Genomic DNA, 17858 nt, shown 5'->3' with positions numbered 1-17858 from the left:
GCTTGCGGATGATGCAAGCCCTACATTTGCACGGGCCCGAAAGTGGGTGCAGGAGACGCGCTACGTGGCGCTGAGCACCGAGACTACGATGCTCGAGCAGGAACTTTCCACACTGCCGCTGCGGACGCAGTTGCTGGAGGCAAAACTCGACCAGGAAAAGGCCAACGTCGGCTCGATCGGCGAGCGTATGCGGGTACTCGATGAACTGATCGATCGCAAACGCCGTCAGGCGGCGGAGCAAGCAACGACGGCAGCCGAGCAGACGCAGCGTGAATTGGAGGGCATGCATCCGGTTTTGGTCGCGTTGTCCGCGGAAAACGCCGCGCTGTCGCGTGACATCAACGACATCACCCAGCAGCTTCAGGCGCAGGATCTGGTGCGGCAGAACCTCGAGCGGATCGTGGAGCAGCTCGACGCCGATTACCAGGATGCCCGTGAAACCCTGAAGTCTGGCGAGGTCAACGACGATCTTGGTCGAATCCTGTTGCAGCAGTTCGACGCGCTGCCCGATCTGCGGGTTTTTGTTCAAAACGACGAGCAGCGCAAGGCGGAGATCGCCGACCTCACCGTGCGCCGGTTGAAGCATCGCGCCGAGGCACGGCGCATCGCGGATGCAGACGCTACGGTCGAGGGGCTCGTGCTGGAGCTACAGGCCGATGCGGAGATCGAGGCGCAGAAGACCAAGTTGCTGGAACTGGTGCAGCACCGCCAGACACTGCTCGACAAGGCCTTGGAGGTGAACCCCCTCTACCTCAGCAAGCTGCGGGAGCTCGATCGAGCCGAGCAGGCGTTACTCACAACCGCCGCCGAGTATGACGCCTACTTGGACGAGCAACTCCCCTGGTTGCGCAACGCCAAACCGATCCAACTTGCGGACATCCGCGCGATGCCGAGCGAGCTCGGCGCCCGGCTCGCGGCAGCGGACCTGCCGCGCCTGCCGCGCCTCATTGGCCGGCAGCTCGCGCGCAGTCCCGCCTTCTGGCTGGCCGTGATTGCCGCCGGCGCCCTGCTCTTGCGACGCCGCGCGATCATCGCAGCCATCGAATCGGTTGCGCCCCGGATCGGCAAACCCACCACCGATCGCATGAGCTATACCGGGAGGGTGCTGGTCCTGACGCTGCTGCTTGCGGCACCGCTGCCCCTGCTGTTGGCGGCCGTGGGCTGGCAGCTCCAGGTCGATGCCGGCGCAACAGAGCTGTCCCGCGCCTTGGGCAATGCACTCACACGGGCCGCCTTGCAGCTGTACATTCTGTGCAGCCTGGTGGCCATCTGCCTGCCGCACGGGTTGGCGGCGGTCCATTTCCGCTGGCCGGAGCGCAACCTGGCGCTGCTGCGAACCCAGCTCCGTCTATTCGTCTGGCCGTTCGTGCTCTCGGTCTTGATCATCAACCTCGCGCTTGGTATCAACCAGGTCGAGACCGGCGGAACCTTGGCCAAGCTCGGTCTGCTGTTTGCCTACGTTCCGCTGTCCTGGTTCCTGTACCGGGTGTTCCATCCCCGTCGTGGCGTGCTTGCTCACCTGCGAAGAGGTGGCGACTACCCAATGGTCTTCCGCACCTACCCCATCTGGTACCCGCTGACCGTGGGCTCTCCCTTGGCATTGATCGCCCTCGCGTGGACCGGTTACGTCTACACGGCGACAGCCTTTTCGGATCTGTTTCTGCTGACGCTCTGGTTCCTGCTTGCGCTGGTGCTGGGCAACGCACTCGCATTGCGTTGGCTGCAGGTCACCAGGCGGCGTCTCGCCTACGATACCGCCATGGAACGCCGACGTGCGGAGCAAGCGGAAGCAGAAGAACAGGAAGCGCTCGGGGAACTGGGTGAACTGCACTTTGAGGAGCCGGAGGTCGACATTTCGGCGCTGAGCGATGAGACGCGCGGGCTGATCCGGATACTCATGGTCACCGCGGCCCTCGTCGGCCTTTACCTGATCTGGTTTAGCGCCCTGCCGGCGCTGCACATCTTCGACGACGTGATCTTGTGGCATGGGACCGAGATCGTCGATGGCGCGGAGCAGCCGCTGCCCATCACGCTGGGCAGCCTGGGGCAAGCGCTACTCTATGCCGTCGGCGCCTGGGTGCTGGCGGTTCGCCTCCCTGCCCTGTTGGAGATCCTGCTGCTGCAGCGCTTTGAAATGACGGCTGCCGGCCGCTACACCCTGACCACCCTGACGGCCTATATCGTCGTCGCGGTGGGCCTGTTGCTCGTGCTCAGCACGCTGGGGGCGCGATGGTCGCAAGTGCAATGGCTGGTGGCGGCACTCAGCGTCGGCATCGGCTTCGGCCTGCAGGAGATCGTCGCCAACTTCATCAGCGGGTTGATCATCCTGTTCGAGCGCCCCATCCGCGTCGGCGACGCCGTCACCGTTGGCGACACCGACGGCGTAGTCACCAAGATCAAGATCCGCGCCACCACCATCCGCAACTGGGACGGCAAGGAGCTACTGGTGCCGAACAAGGAGTTCATCACCGGACGTCTGCTCAATTGGTCGCTGTCGGACCAGACCACGCGGCTGGTTCTCGCCGTAGGCATCGCGTATGGATCGTCGGTACGCCAGGCCATGGACCTGCTGGAAGAAGCGGCGAACGAGAACCGCAACGTGCTCGATGAGCCTTCCCCTACCGTGATCTTCGAGACCTTCGGCGACAACGCGCTCGGCCTATTACTGCGCTGCTTCGTCGACTCAATCGATCTGCGCGTCAGCACCATCAGCGCATTGAACGAGGCCATCAACGACAAGTTCAATGCCGCCGGCATCAGCATCGCCTTCCCGCAGCGCGACCTGCATCTCGCCACCATCAAACCGCTGCGCGTTCAGATCGAGAACACGATGGCTACAAATGGATAGAACCGTAGTCGATTCGCCAGTTGACCAATCGCTTCCACCTACGCAGGCATCGGGGAGACGCGCTTTAGGACCTCCGCGGAGTCTGGATCGCCGCGGAGCTGATGGTAGAACTCGCCGCGGTTGAGCGCCTGACGTTGCGCCGCAGCGCCGGGAGGACGGCCAAAGCTAAGCCAAACGAAAAGCCGATGACCCATGTCGGCCGTCACGCCGCCGCGACCGGCCGCGATGTCATGGTCAGGCTGCTCGATGACGGGTACGTGGAAGTGACGGTCAACACCTACGTCGGCGACCGCGAGTCGGACATGCCGGGGCTGATGGCGCGCGCATGACAGACGCTCCAGGCGCCGGTACCATGGCCAGAAGCCGTTGTTTTGCCGGAGCGAAATTGAGGGACAGTGCGGCCTGGCAAGTCCGCGTGTTCTAGCGGGTGAGAGTCCCGCCTGGGTAATCGTGAGCCGCGAGCCCAGTATCGAACCTTGCGGCGTGGCTGGTAACAGCCGCGTCGATGCGTAGGCACGAGAGCAGGCGAGGTGCAAAGGTAACGGGTGAAGCCGACCCTGAAGGTGTTGAGCCCCGAAAAGTTTAGCGTTGGAGAGTGCCGACGGGTTTGTCCCTCCGGCAGGCAACAATCCGTGCCACGCTCTGGCAAGTGGCACGGGTACTCCCCGGGGTCCGAGGCCGCGTCGAGCCTGACATTGAGAGCACGTGGTCACCAGGGAGATCCTGGCATCGGTCCGTGGGAAGCGGGCACCCGCGAACAAGTGTAAAAGCGAGGACGCGGGCGTCGGTGCTGGGAAGTCGGAGCCACCCATAGTAGCGTTGAAGCCGGGCAATGCCGGTGGAGTCAAGGGGTGGCGGACTGAGACAACGCAAGAGTGATACACGGCCCTACGCCGAGAGGACTCTGACCGTGACAACCAAAGTTGAGCGTTTCACACTGAAGGCGCGCGAGGAGCCGCAGAGGCGGTTCAATGCCCTGATGGGAATCCTGTGGGACCTGGATGGGCTGCGCGCGAGCTTCGGGCGCCAAGACGGACGCAAGGCGCCCGGAGTCGATGGGGTAAGGAAAGAGGACTATGCCGCGGGCGTGCAGGCGCGCCTGGAAGAGTTATCGGCGCGGATACGCCGATTGGGCGATGTGCCGCAGCCGGCGCGGCGGACCTACATCCCGAAAGGCGATGGCCGCATGCGGCCACTGGGCGTCCCGAGCTCCTAGGACCGCCTAGTGCAGGACCGTCTAAGCCAGATACTGCAGGCCATCTGGGAGCCGGAGTTCCGGGACTGCTCCTTTGGCTTTCGCCCCGGCCGCAGCGCGCATGATGCGCTGCGTGGGGTGGCCGAGGTCATCACCAACGAACGGACGCAATGGGTGGTGGAAGCCGACATCAAAGGCTTCCTCGACCATGTCTCCCATGCCCACCTACTGCGCTTCCTGGAGCACCGCATCGCCGATCCCAACCTGTTGCGGATCATCCAGCGGTTCCTGAAGGCCGGCATCATGGAAGACGGTGTGTTCACGGCCGGCGTTGAAGGAACGCCGCAAGGCGGGCTGGTCTCGCCCGTGCTCAGCAACATCTACCTGCACTACGTCCTCGACCTCTGGTTCGAAGAGCGTTTTGCACGGCGCTGTGCGGGCAAAGCCTACCTGATTCGCTACGCCGACGACTATGTGGCCTGCTTTGAGCACGAGGCCGATGCGCGCGCATTCCTGGAGGCCATGGCCGCGCGACTGGCGCAATTTGCCCTGGAAGTCGAGCCGAGGAAGACCGCGCTGCTGGCATTCGGCAGCGCCATGCTGGGACGCCGGGCGGAGTACGAAGGACCACGGACCTTCAGCTTCCTGGGCTTCACCCACTACGTGGGTCGCAGCCGGCGGGGGCGTTTTGTCGTTGGGCGCAAGACCGACGGCAAGCGCTTCCGCAAGAAGCTCACGGCCCTGAACACACGCCTGTGCGCACTGCGCACGGAGGGCGGCAACGCGATGGTGGCATTTCTCGTTCGCCACCTGCGCGGCCACATCCAGTATTACGGCGTCAGCGGCAACAGTGGCTGGTTATCGAGCTACGTTTACTTCGCCACGCGTCTGCTTTTCAAATGGCTGAACCGACGTAGCCAGAAACCTTCGCTGAACTGGACGCAATTCGACGCGTACATCGGCCGGTGGCTGCCCAAGACTCGCATCCTCCACGACCTCTACCCCGTCCCTTGGTGGAAGACTCAGACTGGCAGCCGGATAGCGTAACACTCCAAGTCCGGTTCTGCGAGGAGTCGGGTGCCGAACCGTCGCATGGCAGAGATAGTGTGGCACCGCCGGGAAACCAGGCGGCAAACAGAGAACACCAACTTCTGCCTAAACGGCGGCAAGGCCCCGGCTTACTCTCCGACCCTGTGGTGTCCCCAAAAACACCTATCGCCTCAACAAAAGATCGCCTCAACAAAAGCTTACATGCGTTTCGACGCCCTGACACCGCGCGCCCGGCATCGAGCCGGGCACGCCGCGAGCCGGCTGAAAGCCGGCGCTCCCAGCGGGCCGCGCAGGTGGCAGGGTCAGGTGGTTGAGCGCTGCCGTCGTCAGCCCTAAGCCAGGGTGGTTCCGGGCCTCAACAAGACGATGGCGGCTACGTTGGTCTCCGTTCGCGTCCATGCTGGCGGGGTGGGCGGAGCGGAGAAGCGGGTCGCATCGGGCAACGTATCGATGAGCGCGTGGGCGGCTTGTTTGAAGGTTTCGGTCTGCATCGTCATCGTTCTCACGGGCTGTTGCCCTGCCGGTGGGTGTCGTGCAGCAGCGCCGATGCTCGCGGCCGGAGCGTCAAGCATTCCAGTGTGGCGTCGGCGGGGGTGTCCTCAACGAGCCTTCGACGTGCGCCTTGGCAGTGCTCACTGGTCGGCGCTGCGGGAAGGTGGTCGGCGCCTACAGGCTCCGGCTCGGATCGGGTTGGCAGGATCGGGATCGAGCATAGCGCTCTGCGCGCCGAATAGCATTCTCCGTGATCTCGGACAGGGGCACGAGTTGCCCGCCCATGGCGCGCACCCGCAGCGCCAGCACTTGTTCCAGGTCGGCCTTGTCGGCGGCGTCGTATTCGACGTGGATGGGCACGGCGTGTTTGACGTTGGCCCCGTGCAGGTAGCTCATGTCCTCGCCGGCGAGCACGGTCGCCAGCGCCTGGGCGACGGCGGCCCGCTCGACGCCGAGCCGCGCGGCCTTGGCGCGGTCCACGACCACGAGCACCTGGGCCGAGAGGAATTCGACGGAGTCGTCGATGCCGACGATGTCGGGCGTCTTTTCGAACACGCCGCGCACTTGCTTGGCGACGCGGTTGACCACCAGCAGCACGGAGCCCGCGATGAGCACCAGGATGCCCGCCAGCAGCAGCCAGCGGTTACGGATGCCTTTGCCGCCGGCCAGGAACGGTCCAATGACGCGGTGGAAGAAGCCGTGCAGGCGCTAGCCGCCGCCTTCATGATGGTCGCCATGGTGCGGGTCGTGGGCGCCCTCGCCCGCCGTGCCCGCCGTGGCGCCTGCCGTGGCCACCGCATCGTGCCGCTTGCCGAGCATGAAGTTGCTCATCCAGGGGGTGAAGACGAAGGCCACCACCAGGGAGATGAGCATGCCCATGGAGGCGTTGATGGGGATGGGGCTCATGTACGGCCCCATCAGCCCCGTTACGAAGACCATGGGCAGCAGCGCGGCGATGCTGACCTCGACGTCGTCGGGGATGAAGGTGCCCTCGAGCTGCGCGATGCGCTGCTCGACGCGCGCGGCGATGTCCACGGCGTTCTCGACTTCCTTCTTGGCCACGGCGATGGTCACCGCCGGCGCGGTGCAGCCCATGGCCAGCGCGCACAGCTCGGTGTCGGACAGCGCGTGAAAGGTGACGTTGATCTGCGGCGCTTCCTCGCGCGGCGTCACCAGGATGGCGAACAGCCCCGCAGCGGGCCCACCAGGGTCAGCAGCGGGGTGAATCTCGGTGTTATGGAAGCGCGCGGCGATGCGCCCGGAGAGGCCGAGGCGGCAGGCGTCGCCGGAGTCCGCGCGAGCGTGGCTGCACCCGCCACACTTAGGTACGCTGCCGACCCGTGACAAGACCCTGCGCAGCGGCTGTCTTGGATGCGTACGGAGCGGCGCTGGCCTCAATAGCAACTCGGGGAGAGTGACCGCACCACAACGAGTTTTCGATGAGCCACGACCAGGACTTCAAGAATCTGATCGTCGATTATCCCCACGACGCCGTGCAGTTCTTCGCCGCCGACGAGGCGGCGGAGGTCGACCAGCGAGTGCGCATCATCCCGGTGCGCCAAGAGCAGCTCAAGGAACGCCTCGGCGACCGCTTCCGCGAGCTGGACGTGCCGCTGTTGCTGGAATGGCCCGACGGGCGGCATGCGGCAGTGCTGTTTGCGCTCGAGGAAGAGACCGAGACCTCCAGGTTCTCGATCCACCGCTTGGCCCACTACTGCCTGGACCTCGCCGAGCTGTTCGAGACCGAGCGCGTCGTGCCAGTGGCCATCTTCCTGCGCAAGGGCGAGCGGCCCGCGTCGCTGACCTTGGGCGGGGACAGATACGACTTCCTGACCTTCCGTTACCTGGCGTGCGCGCTCAAGCACCTGGACTGGCAGGACTGGCGCGACAGCGACAACATCGTCGCCCGGCTCAACCTGCCCAACATGCGCTACGCTCCGAGCGAGCGCGTGACGGTCTACGCCCTGGCGCTACGGGGGCTGATGCAGCTGGAGCCCGATCCAGAGAAGCGACTGAAATATGCCGACTTCGTCGACATCTACGCTAACCTGAGCGACACCGAGCGCGAAGAGTACGAACGCGACTATCCCGAGGAGGCCAAGACCATGCAGTCGTTTTCCACCCGCATGCGCGAAGAAGGCAAGGAGATCGGCAAACAAATCGGCATCCAACTGGGCGAGGCGAACATGCTCATGCTGCTACTGGAGGACAAATTCGGCCCTGTTCCCGAGCAAGTCCGCGCACAGGTCGAAGCAGCCAACCCGGAATCGCTACTGCGTTGGTCCCGGCGGCTGCTGAAGGCGGAGAGCATCGACGACGTGCTGCGGTAACCGTCGCCGCCCGCCGAGCCCGCCGTTGCCGATCCCGACCCGGCACATCGACGACGAAGCACTCGCGCAGCCGCGGCAGCCCGTCCCGCTGCGGCTCGCCTGTCTCGTCACCGGCTTACCTGCGCCGACTTCCGCGGCCTGGTCGCCAACGTCCAAGACGGCCGCTTACCCTATCTCCCGTCTCACCGTCCACAAGTACCGGCCTCCTTCGCTGACCACTGACGACGACTGTTGTTAAAGACAGCACCCACGCCCGATGCTACCCCGAGGAGCCAAACTTGAACTGCTAAACGCCAACGCCGAAGAGCTTAATCTTGAGGCTGAGGACGTACTCGCCTACCAGGTGCATCTTGAAGAGATGCTTTGACGAAGACAGTTGTTCCCGAATTATCGAGGCTGCCATCCGGACGGCTTACACAACCTTTGGTGGATTTGTCCCGACAAAACTTCTTGAAGAAATAAAGTGAAGCAAGGGCAACATCGGAGCGTCCGTGTTGGAGCAAAGTACCGGGCGCTTGGGATTCCCGTTCCAGATGGGGTGCAGTGGTTCTGGATTGTCGCTCATGCAGAATACGATAAGCTCATGGGCTAACCTTAAGCGTGGGCGGTGTCGCGAGCATGGAACGCTGGCGACAGGCGTTCTGCGGTCACTGCGCATTGTCTCGCCACGGCTTGCAGCCGATCGCGCCGGGGACGGCGCTCCCACAGCGGTGGGCGCCGTGATCGGCGCCCATGAGGGTGAACGGGGCGTGTTTGGTGCCGGCCGTATGCCAGCACCACCTCCGACTCAATCGAGCCTCACCCCGTCGCCGTCCTGATCCACCCCACCCGCTTGCGCATCACCCCGTAGTACACCACCGGGATGACGACGAGCGTCAGCACGGTGGAGACGAACAGGCCGAACAAGAGCGAGACGGCCAGCCCCGAGAAGATCGGGTCGTCGAGGATGAACACGGCACCGGCCATGGCGGCGATGGCGGTGAGGGCGATGGGCTTGGCGCGCACCACGGCGGAGTTGATGACGGCGTCTTCGAATGCCTTGCCTTCTCGGACCTGCTGGTTGATGAAGTCCACCAGCAGGATGGAGTTGCGCACGATGATGCCGGCGAGCGCGATCATGCCGATCATGCTGGTGGCGGTGAATTGCGCGTGCAGCAGGGCGTGGCCTGGCAGGATGCCGATGATGGTGAGCGGGATGGGGGCCATGATCACCAGGGGCACGATGTAGCTGCGGAATTGGGCGACGACGAGCAGGTAGATCAGGATCAGGCCGACGCCGTAGGCAATGCCCATGTCACGGAAGGTCTCGTAGGTGATCTGCCATTCGCCGTCCCATTTGACGCTGAACTCATACGGGTTCTCGGGCTGTTGCATGTACCACTGGGTCAGCCCCAGGTCCTTGCTCAGGTGGCCGGCAATCTCGAACAGGCCGTAGAGGGGGCTGTCGGTGTGGCCGGCCATGTCGCCGGTGACGTAGACCACGGGCAGCAGGTCCTTGTGGTAGATGCTGTGCTCGCGGGTGGTCTTGACGACTTGGACGATCTCGGACAGGGGCACGAGCTGCCCGCCCATGGCGCGCACCCGCAGTGCCAGCACTTGTTCCAGGTCGGCCTTGTCGGCGGCGTCGTATTCGACGCGGATGGGCACGGCGTATTTGACGTTGGCCCCGTGCAGGTAGCTCATGTCCTCGCCGGCGAGCACGGTCGCCAGCGCCTGGGCGACGGCGGCCTGCTCGACGCCGAGCCGGGCGGCCTTGGCGCGATCCACCACCACGAGCACCTTGGCCGAGGGGTATTCGACGGAGTCGTCGATGTCGACGATGTCGGGCGTCTTTTCGAACACGCCGCGCACTTGCTTGGCGATATCGATCTGGCCGTCGTAGTCGATGCCGTAGACCTCGGCCACGAGCGGCGAGAGCACCGGCGGGCCGGGTGGGATCTCGACGAGCTTTGCGTTGCCGTCGTAGCGGCGGGCGATCTTCTGCAGCGGCGCGCGCAGCTCGAGCGCGATCTTGTGGCTCTTCTCGTCGCGGTGGTGCTTGTCCACCAGGTTGACCTGGATGTCGCCCAGGTGCGGCCCTTCGCGCAGGTAGTACTGGCGCACCAGGCCGTTGAAGTTGATGGGCGCGGCGGTGCCGGCGTAGATCTGGTAGTTGGCCACCTCGGGCACGGTGCTGAGGTAGTGGCCCATCTCGCTCAAGACCCGCGAGGTCTGCTCCAGGCTGGTGCCCTCGGGCATGTCGAGCACGACCTGGAACTCGCTCTTGTTGTCGAACGGCAGCATCTTGAGGATGACGACGCGGTTGACCACCAGCAGCACGGAGCCCGCGATGAGCACCAGGATGCCGGCCAGCAGCAGCCAGCGGTTACGGATGCCCTTGCCGCCGGCCAGGAACGGGCCGATGACGCGGCGGAAAAAGCCTTGCAGGCGCTGGCCGCCGCCGTCGCGATGGCCGTCATGGTGCGGGCCGTGGGCGCCCTCGCCCGCCGTGGCCGCCGCATCGTGCCGCTTGCCGAGCATGAAGTTGCTCATCCAGGGGGTGAAGACGAAGGCCACCACCAGAGAGATGAGCATACCCATGGAGGCGTTGATGGGGATGGGGCTCATGTACGGCCCCATCAGCCCCGTTACGAAGGCCATGGGCAGCAGCGCGGCAATCACGGTGAAGGTGGCCAGGATGGTCGGGCTGCCCACCTCGTCGACGGCGCCGGGGATGAGCTGCAACAGCCGCTTGCGCGGCCACAGGGCCATGTGGCGGTGGATGTTCTCCACGACGACGATGGCGTCGTCCACCAGGATGCCGATGGAGAAGATGAGCGCGAACAGCGACACGCGGTTGAGCGTGAAGCCGTAGGCCCAGCTCGCGAACAGCGTCAGCATGAGGGTGACGATGACCGCGGCGCCGACGATGACGGACTCGCGCCAGCCGACGGCGATGAGCACCAGCACCACCACGGAGACGGTCGCAAAGGCGAGCTTGGTGATGAGCTTCTTGGCCTTGTAGTCGGCGGTCTCGCCGTAGTTGCGGGTGATGCTGACCTCGACGTCGTCGGGGATGAAGGTGCCCTCGAGCTGCGCGATGCGCTGCTCGACGCGCGCGGCGATGTCCACGGCGTTCTCGCCTTCCTTCTTGGCCACGGCGATGGTCACCGCCGGCGTGGTGCAGCCCATGGCCAGCGCGCACAGCTCGGTGTCGGACAGCGCGTGCTCCGCCGGCGGCGCCTCGCCGTGCTTGGCACCAGGGCCCAGGCCCATGGAGACGTAGGTCGCGGGTACCTGCGGGCCGCGCTCGATGCGCGCGACGTCGCGCAGGTACACCGGCCGGCCGCCATGCAGGCCCACCACCAGGTCGCCGATCTGCTCGGGCTGGGTGAGGAAGGTGCCAGCCTGCACCAGCACCTCGGTGTTGTCGGCCACCACGCCGATGTCGTCGCGGATGCTGTTGCCGGCCTGCAGGCTGCGGCGCAGGTCGCCGAGGTCGATGCCGTGCGCGGCCAGCGCCTGCGGGTCGAGCACCACGCGCACCACCTGCTCCGGTACGCCGACGGTGTAGATGTCGCGCGTGCCGTCCACGCGCTTGATCTCCTGCTCGATGGCGTGCGCCACCTTGCCCAGCTCGTAGGCGCCCCCGGCGCGGTCCCGCGACCACAGCGTCGCGGTCAGGATGGGCACGTCATCAATGCCCTTGGGCTTGATGATGGGCTCGCCGACGCCGAGATTCTGCGGCAGCCAGTCCTGGTTGGACATGACCTTGCTGTTCAGGCGCACGATGGCGTCGGTGCGGTCCTCGCCCACCTTGAACTGCACCGTCACCACGGCCATGCCCGGCCGCGCGATGGAGTAGATGTGCTTGACGCCCTTGATCTCGGAGAGCACCTGCTCGGCCGGGCCGGCAATCAGGTGCTCCACCTCGCTCGCCGACGCCCCCGGAAACGGAATGAAGACGTCGGCGAAGGTGACGTTGATCTGCGGCTCTTCCTCACGCGGGGTCACGAGGATGGCGAACAGCCCCAGCAGCAGGCCCACCAGGGCCAGCAGCGGGGTGATCTCGGTGTTCTGGAAGCGCGCGGCGATACGGCCGGAGAGGCCGAGGCGCCGGCCACCGCCACTGTCGGCAGCGCCAGCGCCCTGTTCATCGGGTGTGGTGACCTCAGCCATCGTGACCACCTCCGAACAGCGCCACGGCACGCGCATGCGCCTGCGCCTTCAGCGCGACACCGGCGGCGATGGGGTCCAGCGCCACGGTCTCACCCTCGGTGAGGCCCGACAGCACCACCAGCTCGTCGCCCAGATTGCGGCCGACGCGGATCTGGCGCATGCGCACGACGCCGTCGGTGTCCACCACGTAGACACCGGTGACCTCGGAGCGATAGACGACGGCCGACTTGGGCACCGTCAGCTCGTCCTTCTTGCCGGTGATGAAGCCGGTCTTGACGAACATGCCCGGGAACAGGCCCGGCACGCCCTCGGGCAGGTCGAGCCGCACGCGGAAGGTGTTGGAGCCCAGGTCCGCGAACGGAAACACGGTGATGCGCGCCGGCTGCACGACGGTGGCGTCGGAGCCCCCATGCGGCAGGTAGACCTTCACCTCGCCCAGCTCGCGCACGGCCGGGATCACGCTCTGCGGCACGTCCACGGCGACGCGCAGCTCGTCCAACGAGACGCCGGTCATCACCGGCTGACCGGGGCTCGCGATCTCGCCCAGCTCCACCTGCCGCTCGATGACGATGCCGGAGTACGGCGCGCGGATCACGGTGTAGCCGAGCTGCTCCTGCGCCTGGTCCAGCGCCGCCTGCGCAGCCTCCAGCCGGGCCTGGGCGCTGGCCAGCTCCGCCTCGGCGTTGTCCCGCTCGGCCGCGGACGCGCTCTTTTTCTTGAACAGGTCCTCGATGCGGGTGTACTCGTCCTTGGCGCGCACCGACTGCGCCTTGGCGGACTTGAGCTCGGCCGTGGCCTGGGCGACGCGGGCGCGGTGCTCGTTGTCGCGCAGGCGCACGATGACGTCGCCCTTTTTCACGAAGTCATCGACGTCGTACAGGATCTCCTTCACCTGGCCCTGGGTCTGGGCCGAGACCGTGGCACGGTTGACGGCCTCGACGACGCCGTCGAGACGGTACTCGCGCGGAACGGTGCGTTGCGCCACCTCGGCGGTGGCGAGATCGGCGATGGCGGGCGTCGCCGCGTCGCTGGCGGCCCATGCGCCGGTAGGCAAGGCCATGGGCAGCAGCAGTGTCAACGCCGGCAGCACGCCGCGGAGCATGCGATTTCGAGTCATGAGGATGGTTCCGATTATAAATTAGATTTTGCTAATATAGTGATACTGGCTTGATCCTTCAAATATTTCTGTTTGTTACAGAGACATCGGGAACAAGGGAGAGGGCCGTGTGGCGATCCGCCGCCCTGCCGACGCACACCGCCGGGCCATGGTGTCAACGGTACACGGCGTCGCAGAATTTCTCGTTAAGCTATCGCAAGCCATCACCCGAGGATCGGCCTCATGCAAGCCACCGAGCGCTACGCGAGCCACGACGACCGCCCGCGGGAGGACCACGTCGTGTTCCTGTCCGACGTCAGTTGGAAGGACTACGAGCGGCTGCTGGCCATACGCGGCGATCACTCCGCCCCGCGCATCGCCTACCTCGACGGAGCCGTCGAGATCATGAGCCCGTCGCAGACCCATGAAGGCATCAAGTCCGTCATTGGTGCCTTGGTCGAGACGTACTGTCTGGAACGCGACATCGAGTTCTCCACTTACGGCTCCTGGACGCTCAAAGACAAGAGGCGCAAGCGCGGTGCCGAGCCGGACGAGTGCTACGTCTTCGGCACCGCGAACGCGGAGCGCCCGCACCTGGCCATCGAGGTGGTCTGGACGTCCGGGCGCATCGACAAGCTCGACATCTATCGCAAGCTCGGTGTCAGGGAGGTCTGGTACTGGCGCAAGGGCGTGATCCAGCCCTATTGCCTGCGCGGCGAGCGCTACGAGCCGGTGGCCCGGAGCGAAGTGCTGCCGGGGCTGGATCTCGGGCTGCTGACCAGCTTCATCGAGGAGCCCACGACCTCGGCGGCGATCCGCGGCTTCCGAAACGCCCTGCAAAGCTCAACCGGGCAAGGTTGATCGGGCCACGCTGCGCGCGACGACACACGGCGCTGACATCGCGGTTCCTGCGCGAGTGAGATTGGGCACGTATTGGATGTAGGTCGGGTTAGCGATAGCGTAACCCGACCTACGATCCGCGCAATTTCCGCGTTGTTTGGAATTGCCGATACCGCTCGCTGTCCGGCGCGAGCGGGTGTCGCCCTGGAGGGCGACACTCCGGCCGTCGGCCAGCCTCGATCCGCCCCTCGGCACCATGCCCCAGGAGCAGTCCCATGCCAAACCAGCATCTCTGGCACATGCGCGACGTTGACGACATCGGCGCCGAGCTCGGCACCGGCGCCAACGGCCTCGGCGCCGCGGAGGCCGCCGCGCGCCTGGGCCGCTACGGCTACAACGAGCTGCCGCGCGCCGATGCCGTGTCGCCCTGGAAGATTCTGGCCGAGCAGTTCCAGAACGTGCTGATCATCATCCTGCTCATCGCGGTGGGCCTGTCCGCCGTGCTGGGCGAGGTGCTGGAGTCCGTGGTGATCGCCGTCATCGTGCTGTTCGCCATCGGCCTGGGCTTTATCCAGGAATACCGCGCCGAGCGCGCCATGGAGGCGTTGCGCAAGATGGCCGCGCCCAATGCCAAGGTCATCCGCGACGGCCGCGAGCAGACCGTCCCCGCCCGCGAGGTGGTGCCCGGTGACCTGGTGCTGCTCGGCGCCGGCGACCGCATCCCCGCCGACCTGCGCCTGACGGAGGCGGTCAACCTGCGCGTCAACGAGGCGGCGCTGACGGGTGAGTCCGTCCCCGTCGACAAGTCCACCGACGCCCTCGCCGAGGCCGACCTTGCCCTCGGCGACCGGGTCAACCTCGCCTACGCCGGCACCGATGTCGCCTATGGCCGCGGCCGCGGCATCGCCGTCGAGACCGGTCTCGGCACCGAGTTCGGCCGCGTCACCGGCATGCTCGCCGGCGTCGAGCAGCTGCGCACGCCGCTGCAGCAGAACCTGGACAAGGTGGGCCGGGTGCTGGCCATCGCCGCCGGCGTCGTCGTCGTGCTCATCGCCGGCCTCGGCGTGCTGCGCGGCGAGAACATCCTTGACATGTTCATCTTCGGCGTGGCGCTCGCCGTGGCCGTGGTGCCCGAGGCCCTGCCGGCGGTGGTCACCATCTCGCTCGCCATCGGCGTGCAGCAGATGGTGAAGCGCCACGCCCTGGTGCGCCGGCTGCCGACGGTGGAGACTCTGGGCAGCACCTCGGTCATCTGCTCGGACAAGACCGGCACCCTCACCCGCGACGAGATGACCGTGCGTGCCATCTGGACGGACGGGCAGGTCACGCGCGTCACCGGCAGCGGCTATGCACCGGAAGGCGACATCGAGCTCCCATCCAAGACACCGGAACAGCGCGCCCTGGTGGAGCGCACGCTGCACGCCGCGGCCCTGTCCTGCGATGCCCATCTCGAACAGGAAGACGGTGCCTGGAGGCTCTACGGCGATCCCACCGAGGGCGCACTGGTGGTGGCGGCCGCCAAGGCCGGCATCGTCAAGTCGGACCTGGAGGCGCAGAAGCCCCGCTTCGACGAGATCCCCTTCAGCTCCGAGCGCAAGCGCATGACCACCCTGCACCGCGACGGCGACGGCACCGTGGCCTACGCCAAGGGCGCGGCGGAGGTGATCCTCGCCGGCTGCGACCGGCTGCTGACGCTCCAAGAGGGCGCACCCCGGGAGACCCCGCTGGACGGCGCCGCGAGGGCACAGATCGAGCAGGCGGCCGGCGAGCTGGCGCAGCAGGCGCTGCGCGTCCTGGCCATTGCGGAGAAGCCCGGCGCGGGCCGGGAAGACGGCGAGCACCACATGATCTTCCTGGGTCTGGTGGGCATGATCGACCCGCCCCGGGACGAGGCGCGGCCGGCCATCGCCGACTGCGAGCGCGCCGGCATCCGCCCCATCATGATCACCGGCGACCACCCGGACACCGCCGCCGCCATCGCCCGCGAGCTGGGCATCCTGCGCGACGGACGTGTCGTCGCCGGCCGCGAGCTGGACGCGATGAGCCAACAGGAATTGGACGCCGCCGTCGCCGACATCGAGGTCTATGCCCGCGTCTCCCCCGAGCACAAGCTGCGCGTGGTGAAGGCCTGGCAGCGCCGCGGCCACGTCTGCGCCATGACCGGCGACGGCGTCAACGACGCGCCTGCCCTGAAACGCGCCGACATCGGCATCGCCATGGGCATCACCGGTACCGACGTCAGCCGCGAGGCGGCGGACATGACCCTCACCGACGACAACTTCGCGAGCATCGTCGGCGCCGTCGAGGAAGGCCGCGGCATCTTCTCCAACATCAAGAAGTACCTGATGTACCTGCTTTCGTCGAATATCGGCGAGATCGGCCTTATGGCCGCGGCGACCCTGGCCGGGCTGCCGCTGCCGCTGTCGGCGGTGCAGATCCTCTACGTCAACCTCGCCACCGACGGCCTGCCGGCGCTGGCGCTGGCGGTCGATCCGCCCGAGCCGGGCCTGATGCGCCGCCCGCCGCGGGACCCCAAGGCGGGCATCTTCACGCCGCCGGTAGTCTGGCTCATGGTGATCGGAGGCGTCTGGTCCACCATCGTTAACGTCTCGCTGTTTGTGTACGAGCTGGGAAATGGGGAGCGAATGGGTCTAGACCCCGAACAAACCCTGGTGCACGCCATGACCACGACCTTCATCTCCCTGGTGCTGATCCAATTCTTCAAGGCCTACAACTTCCGCTCCGACCGCGACTCTGTCCTGCGCCACCCTTTCGCCAACAGGTGGCTCAACATCGCCATTCTGTGGGAGCTGATGCTGCTGGCGCTGATCGTTTACGTCCCAGTACTGTCGGACGCCTTCGGCACCTACGCCCTACCGCTGTCGGATTGGCTGCTGGTGCTTGGCGCAGCCTTGACCATCGTGCCGGTGCTGGAGATCACCAAGTGGCTGATCCGGCGGCTGGCGCCGCTGGAGCCGGTGGGCGACGTGCATGCGCCCGCACGGATTTCGTGACTGCGCGGCCTCTCCAACACAAGCGCTTCGTTGTCGTCGTCGTCCCTGGACCGCAAACGACCCTGCAACGCTGATTGCCTGGGCATTCCTCCCGTGGGAGCGGATTGCCGGTCGCGGCACCGGGAGTGCCGCTCCCACGCCATCCCAAAGTCGTGGCGGCCGGGCTCGGTTGAGCGCACAATTCCCGCACCATGGCTCACCGACCCGTCGATGCATCCAACCACGTTGCCACGCGCTGGCGCTCCGTGCCGTGCTGATCGGGGGCTTGCTAGCCGTGGTGCTGGCGTTGATCGCAGGGGCCGTCGTCGTTGCCATCCGACGCCTGCAACCGCCAGACGTGAAGCTCACCTCGGTGCGCCCGGAGCGGTTGACGGCGGGCGAGCAATGCCTGCGGGTGGGGCTGCGGGTGCAGAATCCGAACCCGCTGCCGCTGCCGGTGCTGTCCATGACCTATCGGCTGTGGCTCGAGGAGCACCCCATCGCGTCGGGCGAGGGCGATCTGCGGCGCCGGGTGCCGGCCCGGGGCGCCACCGATATGGAGGTCCTGGTGAGCGGCAACGCACACCGTCTGGCGTTGACGCTGCCCAGGCTCGCGCTCACGCCCCAACCCTGGCGCTACCGGCTGGAGGGGACGGTCTCGCCATTGCCGCGCGTGCGGCTCGGCTATCGTCACATTGGTAAGATCGATCTCAAGGGACTGGTCCGTTTGGCCGCATCCCTGCGTTGACCGATACGGCGGCGCGGCCGACAACCAGGGCGCATTAGGCAATTCCCCGGCCTCAAAGTCACACCTGCACGGTAGCCCGCGCCGCCCGGGATGGTTAGAATCCGCAGC

General features: G+C 66.2%; 10 protein-coding genes and 1 pseudogene. 8 read left to right on the top strand and 3 right to left on the bottom strand.

The genetic code is table 11. The features are described from left to right. From LJE69_RS20055 to LJE69_RS20040, 4 genes are all read left to right on the top strand, one after another. A partial coding sequence (locus LJE69_RS20055) for a mechanosensitive ion channel domain-containing protein (RefSeq protein WP_296927839.1) occupies window positions 1-2848 on the top strand: 2848 nt, incomplete at its 5' end. A 101-nt stretch (window positions 2849-2949) separates the two neighbouring features. Then, entirely contained in the window at window positions 2950-3177 is a 228-nt protein-coding gene (locus tag LJE69_RS20050) for a hypothetical protein (RefSeq protein ID WP_296927838.1), read from the top strand. A gap of 581 nt (window positions 3178-3758) precedes the next feature. Next, window positions 3759-4064: a hypothetical protein gene (locus LJE69_RS20045; protein ID WP_296927837.1), complete on the top strand. Its 306-nt coding sequence runs from the start codon at window positions 3759-3761 to the stop codon at window positions 4062-4064. Between the two features lie 9 nt (window positions 4065-4073). Continuing rightward, complete coding sequence (locus tag LJE69_RS20040) at window positions 4074-5090, top strand: reverse transcriptase domain-containing protein (protein ID WP_296927836.1); 1017 nt, start codon at window positions 4074-4076, stop codon at window positions 5088-5090. 747 nt (window positions 5091-5837) lie between these two features. Here the strand turns inward: LJE69_RS20040 and LJE69_RS20035 are convergent. Beyond that, window positions 5838-6542, bottom strand: a pseudogene (locus LJE69_RS20035) (efflux RND transporter permease subunit); the annotation flags it as partial. Between the two features lie 482 nt (window positions 6543-7024). Between LJE69_RS20035 and LJE69_RS20030 the strand changes: the two are divergent. Then, window positions 7025-7915, top strand: coding sequence for a hypothetical protein (locus LJE69_RS20030; RefSeq protein WP_296927835.1), 891 nt, complete (start codon window positions 7025-7027; stop codon window positions 7913-7915). Window positions 7916-8713: 798 nt separating this feature from the next. Here LJE69_RS20030 and LJE69_RS20025 read toward each other — a convergent pair. Next, complete coding sequence (locus LJE69_RS20025) at window positions 8714-12073, bottom strand: efflux RND transporter permease subunit (RefSeq protein ID WP_296927834.1); 3360 nt, start codon at window positions 12071-12073, stop codon at window positions 8714-8716. Then, a complete protein-coding gene (locus LJE69_RS20020; RefSeq protein WP_296927833.1) occupies window positions 12066-13190 on the bottom strand; it encodes an efflux RND transporter periplasmic adaptor subunit in 1125 nt (374 codons plus the stop codon). Before LJE69_RS20020 ends, LJE69_RS20025 begins: the two co-directional genes overlap by 8 nt. Window positions 13191-13412: 222 nt before the next feature. Here LJE69_RS20020 and LJE69_RS20015 point away from each other — a divergent pair, with 222 nt between their 5' ends. The 3 genes from LJE69_RS20015 (at window position 13413) to LJE69_RS20005 (ending at window position 17750) form a co-directional block, all read left to right on the top strand. Beyond that, window positions 13413-14030, top strand: coding sequence for a Uma2 family endonuclease (locus LJE69_RS20015; RefSeq protein ID WP_296927832.1), 618 nt, complete (start codon window positions 13413-13415; stop codon window positions 14028-14030). A gap of 254 nt (window positions 14031-14284) precedes the next feature. Continuing rightward, window positions 14285-17023, top strand: a complete 2739-nt coding sequence (locus LJE69_RS20010) for a cation-translocating P-type ATPase (RefSeq protein ID WP_296927831.1) — start codon at window positions 14285-14287, stop codon at window positions 17021-17023. Window positions 17024-17273: 250 nt separating this feature from the next. Beyond that, window positions 17274-17750, top strand: a complete 477-nt coding sequence (locus LJE69_RS20005) for an LEA type 2 family protein (RefSeq protein WP_296927830.1) — start codon at window positions 17274-17276, stop codon at window positions 17748-17750. The last annotated feature ends 108 nt before the right edge of the window (window positions 17751-17858 follow it).

This window comes from Thiohalocapsa sp. (genome assembly GCF_022340605.1).
Lineage (GTDB): Bacteria > Pseudomonadota > Gammaproteobacteria > Chromatiales > Chromatiaceae > Thiohalocapsa.
Note: the sequence above shows the minus strand (reverse complement) of the source record. Positions and strands in the feature narration are given on the sequence as shown.